At 63.9% G+C, this 7,565-nt stretch carries 5 protein-coding genes and 2 pseudogenes; 5 read left to right on the top strand and 2 right to left on the bottom strand.

The window, feature by feature from the left end:
* Positions 1–104 precede the first annotated feature (104 nt).
* The 3 genes and pseudogenes from ABIB27_RS18985 to ABIB27_RS18975 all read left to right on the top strand — a co-directional run bounded on the left by ABIB27_RS18985 (position 105) and on the right by ABIB27_RS18975 (position 2,854).
* A pseudogene (locus tag ABIB27_RS18985) lies at positions 105–1,286 on the top strand (cation:proton antiporter).
* Positions 1,287–1,296: 10 nt separating this feature from the next.
* Positions 1,297–2,136 (top strand): peroxidase family protein, encoded by an 840-nt coding sequence (locus tag ABIB27_RS18980; RefSeq protein WP_354217991.1) that lies wholly within the window; start codon positions 1,297–1,299, stop codon positions 2,134–2,136.
* Positions 2,137–2,191: 55 nt separating this feature from the next.
* Positions 2,192–2,854 carry a hypothetical protein gene (locus ABIB27_RS18975; protein ID WP_354217992.1) on the top strand — a complete coding sequence of 221 codons (663 nt, stop codon included), beginning with the start codon at positions 2,192–2,194 and terminating at the stop codon, positions 2,852–2,854.
* A gap of 749 nt (positions 2,855–3,603) precedes the next feature.
* Here ABIB27_RS18975 and ABIB27_RS18970 read toward each other — a convergent pair.
* Entirely contained in the window at positions 3,604–3,966 is a 363-nt protein-coding gene (locus ABIB27_RS18970; RefSeq protein ID WP_354217993.1) for a cupin domain-containing protein, read from the bottom strand.
* 248 nt (positions 3,967–4,214) lie between these two features.
* Here ABIB27_RS18970 and ABIB27_RS18965 point away from each other — a divergent pair, with 248 nt between their 5' ends.
* Positions 4,215–5,708: a glyceraldehyde-3-phosphate dehydrogenase gene (locus tag ABIB27_RS18965; RefSeq protein WP_354254657.1), complete on the top strand. Its 1,494-nt coding sequence runs from the start codon at positions 4,215–4,217 to the stop codon at positions 5,706–5,708.
* Between the two features lie 393 nt (positions 5,709–6,101).
* Complete coding sequence (locus ABIB27_RS18960) at positions 6,102–7,127, top strand: ATP-dependent 6-phosphofructokinase (RefSeq protein ID WP_354217995.1); 1,026 nt, start codon at positions 6,102–6,104, stop codon at positions 7,125–7,127.
* 30 nt (positions 7,128–7,157) lie between these two features.
* Here the strand turns inward: ABIB27_RS18960 and ABIB27_RS18955 are convergent.
* Positions 7,158–7,565: pseudogene (locus ABIB27_RS18955) on the bottom strand (Gfo/Idh/MocA family protein); the annotation flags it as partial.

The following is a 7,565-nucleotide window of genomic DNA, read 5'->3' as shown; positions in this document are numbered from 1 at the left end:
AGCGAGGCCGGTGATCTGCCACGCCCGAAACCAGAATCCGCGGCCGACACCGAAATCCATCAAGACCAACCCCGGATCGGTGGATCAAGGCTTAGTAAGTGGCCATGAATCCGCTAGCTTTGAGCCTCATTGAACTGGGAGCAGTGGTGTTTTCCCTCGGCCTGTTGGCCAGACTGGCAGGACGGATCGGAATGTCACCCATCCCTTTCTATCTCCTGGGCGGCCTCGCCTTTGGCACGGGCGGGATTGTTGACCTTGAAGGCATGAAGCATTCCGCGCACCTCTTCGGGGAGATCGGCGTTATTCTGCTGTTGCTTATGCTCGGGCTGGAATATTCGGCGTCCGAACTTTTCACCGGACTGCGAAGATCGTGGCAGGCCGGCCTCCTTGATCTCGTCCTGAACTTCGTAGCGGGGGGCAGCACTTGCCCTGTTCCTGAACTGGGGATTCGTGGGTGCCGTGGTGATGGGCGGCGTCACCTACATCTCGTCGTCGGGAATCGCGGCTAAGGTGATCACTGATTTGGGCTGGCTGGGCAACCGGGAAACCCGTGTGGTGATCTCCATCCTTGTGTTTGAAGACCTGACCATGGCGGTGTACCTTCCCGTCCTCACCAGTATTCTTGCCGGCGCCAGTTTCCTCGGCGGGCTCACCACCGTGGGCATTGCGTTGGCTGTGGTGACCGTGGTCCTCACGCTTGCGCTGCGCCACGGACACCGGGTCTCCAAGATTGTCCACAGCGAGAACTCAGAGGTGTTCCTCGTGAACATCCTGGGCGCGGCCCTGCTCGTAGCCGGCGTGGCGTCCGCCATGCTGGTGTCAGCGGCAGTGGGGGCCTTCTTGCTCGGCATCGCGATCTCCGGCGCCACATCGCACAATGCCACGCGTATTCCGGCACGGCTGCGGGACCTTTTGCCGCGATCTTTTTTGTGGCGTTCGGGCTTAACACTGATTTTGCCTCCATTCCGCCAGTGCTTGGCTGGGCGCTCGTCCGCGCTCTTGTCACCGCCGCCAGCAAAATGGCCATCGGTATCTGGGCCGCCAAGCGTGAGGGCATTGCCCGCCACGGCCGTCTCCGTGCCGGAGCGGCGCTAATAGCCCGCGGGGAATGCTCGATCGTCATCGCGGGCCTGGCCGTGGCATCCGGTGCCGTCACCCAGGAACTGGCGGCCATGGCGACTGCCTATGTGCTGGTCATGGCCGGGGTTGGCCCGTTGGCCGCGCGCTACATCGAACCGATGCTGGACATCGTGCTGCGCGCAGAACTCGTCGTTACCAAAGCCTAATAGCTGTGCTGTGGAGGGGCTCTTCTTCGCGCACCTGCTCATGGTCAGCGTCACCTCGCACGGCAGCGAGAGTGAGAACCCGGCCATCGACTCACCGCAGCCCAAAGTCCACCGTCCGCGGACTGTCGCGGACTGGTGGCCGAACCAGTTTGACCTCACCGTGCTCCACACCCACAACCCGGCGGGCAACCCGCTCGGCCCCACGTTCAGCTTTAGCGAGGAGTTCCAGAAACTCGACGTCGAGGCGCTCAAGCAGGACATCGTTCAGGTCCTAACGACCTCCCAGGACTGGTGGTCCGCGGACTTCGGCCACTACGGCGGCCTGATGATCCGTCTGAGCTGGCACGCTGCCGGCACCTACCGCGTCCACGACGGCCGCGCCTGTGCCGGGGACGGCAGCCGGCGGGTCGCACCGCTGAACAGCTGGCCGGACAACGATAAGGCGCGGCGGCTGCTGGGGCCGGTGAAGCAGAAGTACGGCCAGAAGCTCTCCTGGGCTGACCTGATAGTCCTCGCCGGCCACGTGACCCTCGAGTCGATGGGCTTTGACACGTTCGGCTTTGCTTTCGGCCGCGAGGACGTGTGGGAGCCCGAAGAGATCTTCTGGGGTCCCGAGGACACCTGGCTCGGCGACGAACGCTACATCGGCGAGGGCCAGATGTCAGCGGAGGTCGGCTCCACGGAGATGGGCCTGATCTACGTCAACCCCGAGGGGCCGATGGGCAACCCGGACCCGCTCGCAGCCGCGGCGTTCATCCGCGAGACGTTCAAGCGCATGGCGATGAAGGACGAGGAGACCGTCGCGCTGATCGCCGGCGCATACCTTCGGCAAGACCCATGGCGCCGGTGACGCCGATGCGCACGTCGGCCCAGAACCTGAGGGCGCCAACCTTGAGGCACAGGGGTTGGGGTGGCTCAGCACCTACGGGACCGGCAAGGAGCCGGACACCATCACATCCGGCCTGGAAGTCACCTGGACGGACCGGCCCGCCGAGTGGAGTGACCGCTTCTTCGAGATCCTCCTTGGGCACGAGTGGGAGCTTGTCAAGAGCCCGGCGGGTGCCCACCACTGGGTGGCCAAGGACGCCGAAAAGGTCATCCCGGCCGCCCATGAGCCCGAGAAGAAGCACCGGCCAACGATGCTCACCACGGACCTGTCGCTGCGCGTCGACCCCATCTATGGGGAGATCTCGCGGCGTTTCCTGGAAAACCCGGACGAGTTCGCGCTTGCGTTCGCCAAGGCCTGGTACAAGCTTTTGCACCGCGACATGGGCCCGGCCGGCCCCCACCTGCTCGGGCCGTGGGTCCCGGAGGCCCAGCTCTGGCAGGACCCCTTCCCGGCAGTAGACCACGAGCTGATCGACGAGCAGGACACCGCGTCACTGAAGGCCCGGCTCCTGGACTCCGGCCTGTCCGTCTCCCAGCATGCCGGCACCGCGGGGTCCGTGCTTCGACCTTCCGCAAGACCGACAGGCGCGGCGGCGCCATCGGGGCACGGATCCGGCTGGACCGCAGCGCGGGAAGGCCAACGAGCCGGGTCAACTTTCCACTGTTCCGCAGGCAATTGAGACGGTGCAGCAGCAGTTCAACTCCGCCCAGACCGGAGGCAAGGCGGTGGAGAAAGCAGCAGAAATGCCGGCTTTGCCCTAACGGTGCCCTTTCCGACCCGGCCGCACCGACGCAGCCCAGGACCAGACCGACGTTGGGTCGTTCCAGTACCTGCAGCCGCGGGCGGACGGCTTCCGCAACTATGTGCGCCCCCGGCGGGAAGCTCCAGCCGGAGACTCTCCTGCTCGACAAAGTGTATCTGCTGGACCTTTCGGCCCCGGAGATGACAGCGCTGGTCGGTGGGATGCGTGCCCTCAGCACCAACGTCGGCGGTTCCGGCCACGGCATCCTCACCGACAGGCCCCAGGTCCTGACCAACGATTTCTTCGTCAACCTGCTCTCTCCGGCACCTGGTGGAAGGCGTCGGAGACGGACGAAACGTCTACGAAATCAGGGACGTCGCCACCCGCGAGCTGAAGTGGACCGCCACACCGGTGGCCCTCGTCTTCGGCTCCAACTCCCAACTCCCAGCTCCGGGCGCTGGCTGAGGTCTATGCGAGCGACGACGGCAGGGAGAAGTTCGTCAACGACTTCGTGGCGGCTTGGTTGAAGGTCATGGAGCTAGACCGTTTCGACCTGAACTGACCGGGGCGTCCGGGCCGGCAGCGGAATGCAGCCGGCGGCTGAATGAGCCCGGATCGGCGGAGGGTAGTAGCTGACGTGTCAGGCCCGGGCGCTACCCGGGCCTGACACGATAGTGCTCTCGCGGTCAGGCTGCGAAAATGACAAAGAATTTCCTGATCCGCTCCTGGATCTCCCACGTCCCCTGCCACCCGATCGGGAAGATGGCGGCGGTTCCGGCCTCCAGAGTGATGGGTTCAGCGCCATCCTCGGTGACCACCATGCGGCCTTCCAGGACATGAATCGCCTCACCTCGCTCCAGGAATTCCCATCGTGAGAGGCCTGGGTCTGCTTCCCAGACTCCAGAGAGGATGCGGGAGTCGTCGCTGGTGAAGGGAATGGCAATTCGCGTTGCTATCTCGTCCCCGATTACCTCGGCCAGCGGAGGGCCGAGCGGGGATTCGTCTAGGTCGCTCGCGAAGAGTTCGGTGGGCTGGAAAGTTACGCTCATGGGTTTTGCCTTTCTGCTTTTACTCGCCGGCAACGTCTCCGGCGGGCTGGTGGATGACCAGTTAGAGGCACTGTAGCCCAGCCTGTTCGGGTGGGGAAGCGACCGCGCGCCGCTACGGCGCGCCGCTCAGACTACCCATTGGGGTAGTCAAAACCATCCCGAAATGGCGTTTCCCCTATCCGCAAATGACTGGACCATGGAGGCTAGGCCAAGCTCCAACAGATCCGCCCATCGCGAAAGGACGCCCCATGCTACAACCTTCAGATTCTTGCCTTGTGACGTGGATGGGCCGGGAGGCCCTCGCCGAGGCCATGATTCCGGTGATTGGCCGGCTGTACCGCGAAAACAATGTGGTGACCAGCATCCACGGCCGCAGCCTGGTCAATAAGTCCACCATGAACATCCTGAAGGCGCACCGCTTCGCACGCCGGGTCAGCGGAGGCGAGCTGCTCCTGGAGGAGACCGCCCCGCTCCTGAACACCCTCTCCAGCTTGGAGCTGGGCTCGGCAGCGATCGATATCGCCCGCCTCAACCAGAAGTTCAAGGAAGAGGGTGCCGGGGCAACGCTGGAGGAGTTCCTCCGGGCCGAACTCGCCGAGGTCGTGGGCAAGCGTGGTGCTGATGACCGCAGCAGCACCGACGTTGTGCTTTACGGTTTTGGCCGCATCGGCCGGCTGCTGGCCCGCCTGCTCATCGAAAAGGCAGGCGGCGGCCAGGGCCTGCGCCTGCGCGCCATCGTGGTGCGCCGCGGCTCGGACAAGGACCTCACCAAGCGTGCCAGCCTGCTGCGGCGCGACTCGGTCCACGGCCCGTTCGAGGGCACCATCCGCGTTGACGAGGAAGCCAACACCATCACCGCCAACGGCGTACAGGTCCAGGTGATCTACTCGGACAACCCGGCCACGATCGACTACACCGCCTTTGGCATTAACAACGCCCTGGTTGTGGATAACACGGGACGCTGGCGTGACGCTGAAGGCCTGTCGCAGCACCTGCAGAGCAAAGGCGTGGCCCGGGTCCTGCTGACTGCACCGGGCAAGGGTGCGCTGAAGAACATCGTGCACGGTATTAACCACGGCACCATCCTGGACTCGGACCAAATCGTGTCCGCAGCGTCCTGCACCACGAACGCCATCACTCCGGTCCTGAAGGCCATCAACGACAGGTTCGGCGTGATCCACGGCCATGTGGAGACCGTCCACTCCTTCACCAACGACCAGAACCTGATCGACAACTTCCACAAGGGCGACCGCCGCGGCCGTTCCGCCGCGCTGAACATGGTCATCACCGAAACCGGTGCGGCAACAGCTGTGGCGAAGGCGCTGCCCGAACTTCAGGGCAAGCTTTCCGGCAGCTCCATCCGCGTCCCCACCCCGGACGTTTCGCTGGCCATCCTGAACCTGAGCCTGGAAAACGGCACCACCAAGGATGAAATCAACAGCTTCCTCCGCGACATGTCGCTGCATTCGGAACTGCGCAAGCAGATCGACTACATCGACTCGCCCGAGGTTGTTTCCACCGACTTCGTCGGCTCGCGCCGCGCCGGAATCGTGGACGGCCTTGCCACCATCTCCAATGACAAGAACGTCATCCTCTACGTCTGGTACGACAACGAGTTCGGCTACAGCTGCCAGGTGGTCCGGGTCATGGCGGAAATGGCAGGCGTCAACTGGCCCTCGTTCCCCGCGAGGGATGTGGTTCAGGAGGCCATGTCAGTGCTTGCCGCGTTGAAATCGGCCTAGCTGACGGAGACTCAATGCTCTTTATTGATTCCTCCGCGGGTAAGGAACCGCCTCTGAAGCCGCCATCGGCTGACCGGACTCCCGTGCCCACTCCTTTGAGGAAACCTGTTCTCCTCTCCGAGGTCCGGCCCGTCAGGGGCCGTGACCGGGAGATGCAACAGCTCATCCACGATCTCGCCGTCCTGGCCGCCAAGCATGATCAGCAGGTCATCGGACGGCCGTCCCCGACAGGAGGCTCCCCATGAAGCGGCACGTGCAGCTCCGCCTCGTACGGTGTAGCGCACCCCGGATTTGCAACCGGTTTGTGCCCTACTACCTAGCTTCAACAACACTTCCAGGCGCCACAGTGTGGCGATCTGCCTGCAAACCCTCTCCCAGAATTTGAGCCGAAACATGAAAATTGGAATCCTCACCAGCGGCGGCGACTGCCCCGGCCTGAACGCGGTCATCCGCGGCGCCGTCCTTAAGGGCATTACCGTGCACGGCCATGAATTCGTGGGCTTCCTGGACGGCTGGCGCGGTGTGGTTGAAGGCGACATCATCGACATTCCCCGCACCATGGTTCGCGGCATCGCCAAGCAGGGCGGCACCATCCTGGGCACCTCCCGCACCAACCCGTTCGAAAACGGCGGCGGACCTGAAGTCATCAAAGCCCACATGGACCGCCTCGGCATTGATGCCATCATCGCGATCGGCGGCGAAGGGACCCTGGCCGCGGCGAAGCGGTTGACCGACGCCGGGCTGAAGATCGTTGGTGTTCCCAAGACCGTGGACAACGATCTCGACGCCACCGATTACACCTTCGGCTTCGACACCGCAGTGCAGATCGCCACCGAAGCCATCGACCGGCTGCGCACCACTGCGGAATCCCACCACCGCTGCATGATCGCCGAGGTCATGGGCCGGCATGTGGGCTGGATTGCCCTGCACGCCGGCATGGCCGCCGGCGCCCACGCCATCCTGATCCCGGAGCAGGGAGTCAGCATCGAGCAGACCGCGCAGTGGGTGAAGGAAGCCCACGCCCGTGGCCGCGCACCGCTGGTAGTGGTGGCCGAGGGCTTCGTTCCGGACCACATGGAATCCCCCCACTCCGAGCGCGGACTGGATACCTTCGGGCGCCCCCGTCTGGGTGGCATCGCGGATCAGCTCGCCCCCGAACTTGAGGCCCGCACCGGCATTGAAACCAGGGCCACGATCCTGGGCCATATCCAGCGCGGCGGCGTGCCGTCCGCCTTCGACCGCGTCCTGGCCACGCGCCTGGGCATGGCCGCCATTGATTCCGTGGTTGAGGGCTTCTGGGGCACCATGGTGGCGCTGAAGGGAACGGATATCCGGCACGTGAACTTCCAGGAAGCCCTGGGCAAGCTAAAGACAGTCCCACAGGACCGTTACGACGAAGCAGCGGTCCTGTTCGGCTGAGCCTCCTGGGCACAAGAATGAGGTCTCGGTTCACACGCCTTCTGGTTTCCGCGCTGCCCTGTTGAGAAATTCCAACACCCGCGCGTTGTTTGCCGCGTCCGTGAGATTGTAGCGGAGCGGCCTACCGTTGAGGACGCTGTCGGCGAAGTGTTCGCCCATCCGGACGAAGTGGTTTTCGCCCTTGACCTTGTGATAGATGGTGTCCTGCCCGAAGTGATGCTCCTCCAGAACCGAATCCTCCTCCAAGAGCCCAAAAGGATTGTCGAGGTAGACCCGGCCTTCGGTGCCCGTGAGTTCCAAGAAGTTGCGGCGCTCTAGGTTCACTCCGGTATCAAAAAGCGCGGTTGCACCACCGGGAAAGCGCAGCATCCCGGCAATGCTGGTGTCGATTAGACCGCCGTCGTTGGCGTCGCGGTAGTTACCAAAGGCGGCGACGTG

It is taken from the genome of Arthrobacter sp. UYEF21, assembly GCF_040546085.1.
Classification (GTDB): Bacteria; Actinomycetota; Actinomycetes; order Actinomycetales; family Micrococcaceae; genus Arthrobacter.
Note: the sequence above shows the minus strand (reverse complement) of the source record. Positions and strands in the feature narration are given on the sequence as shown.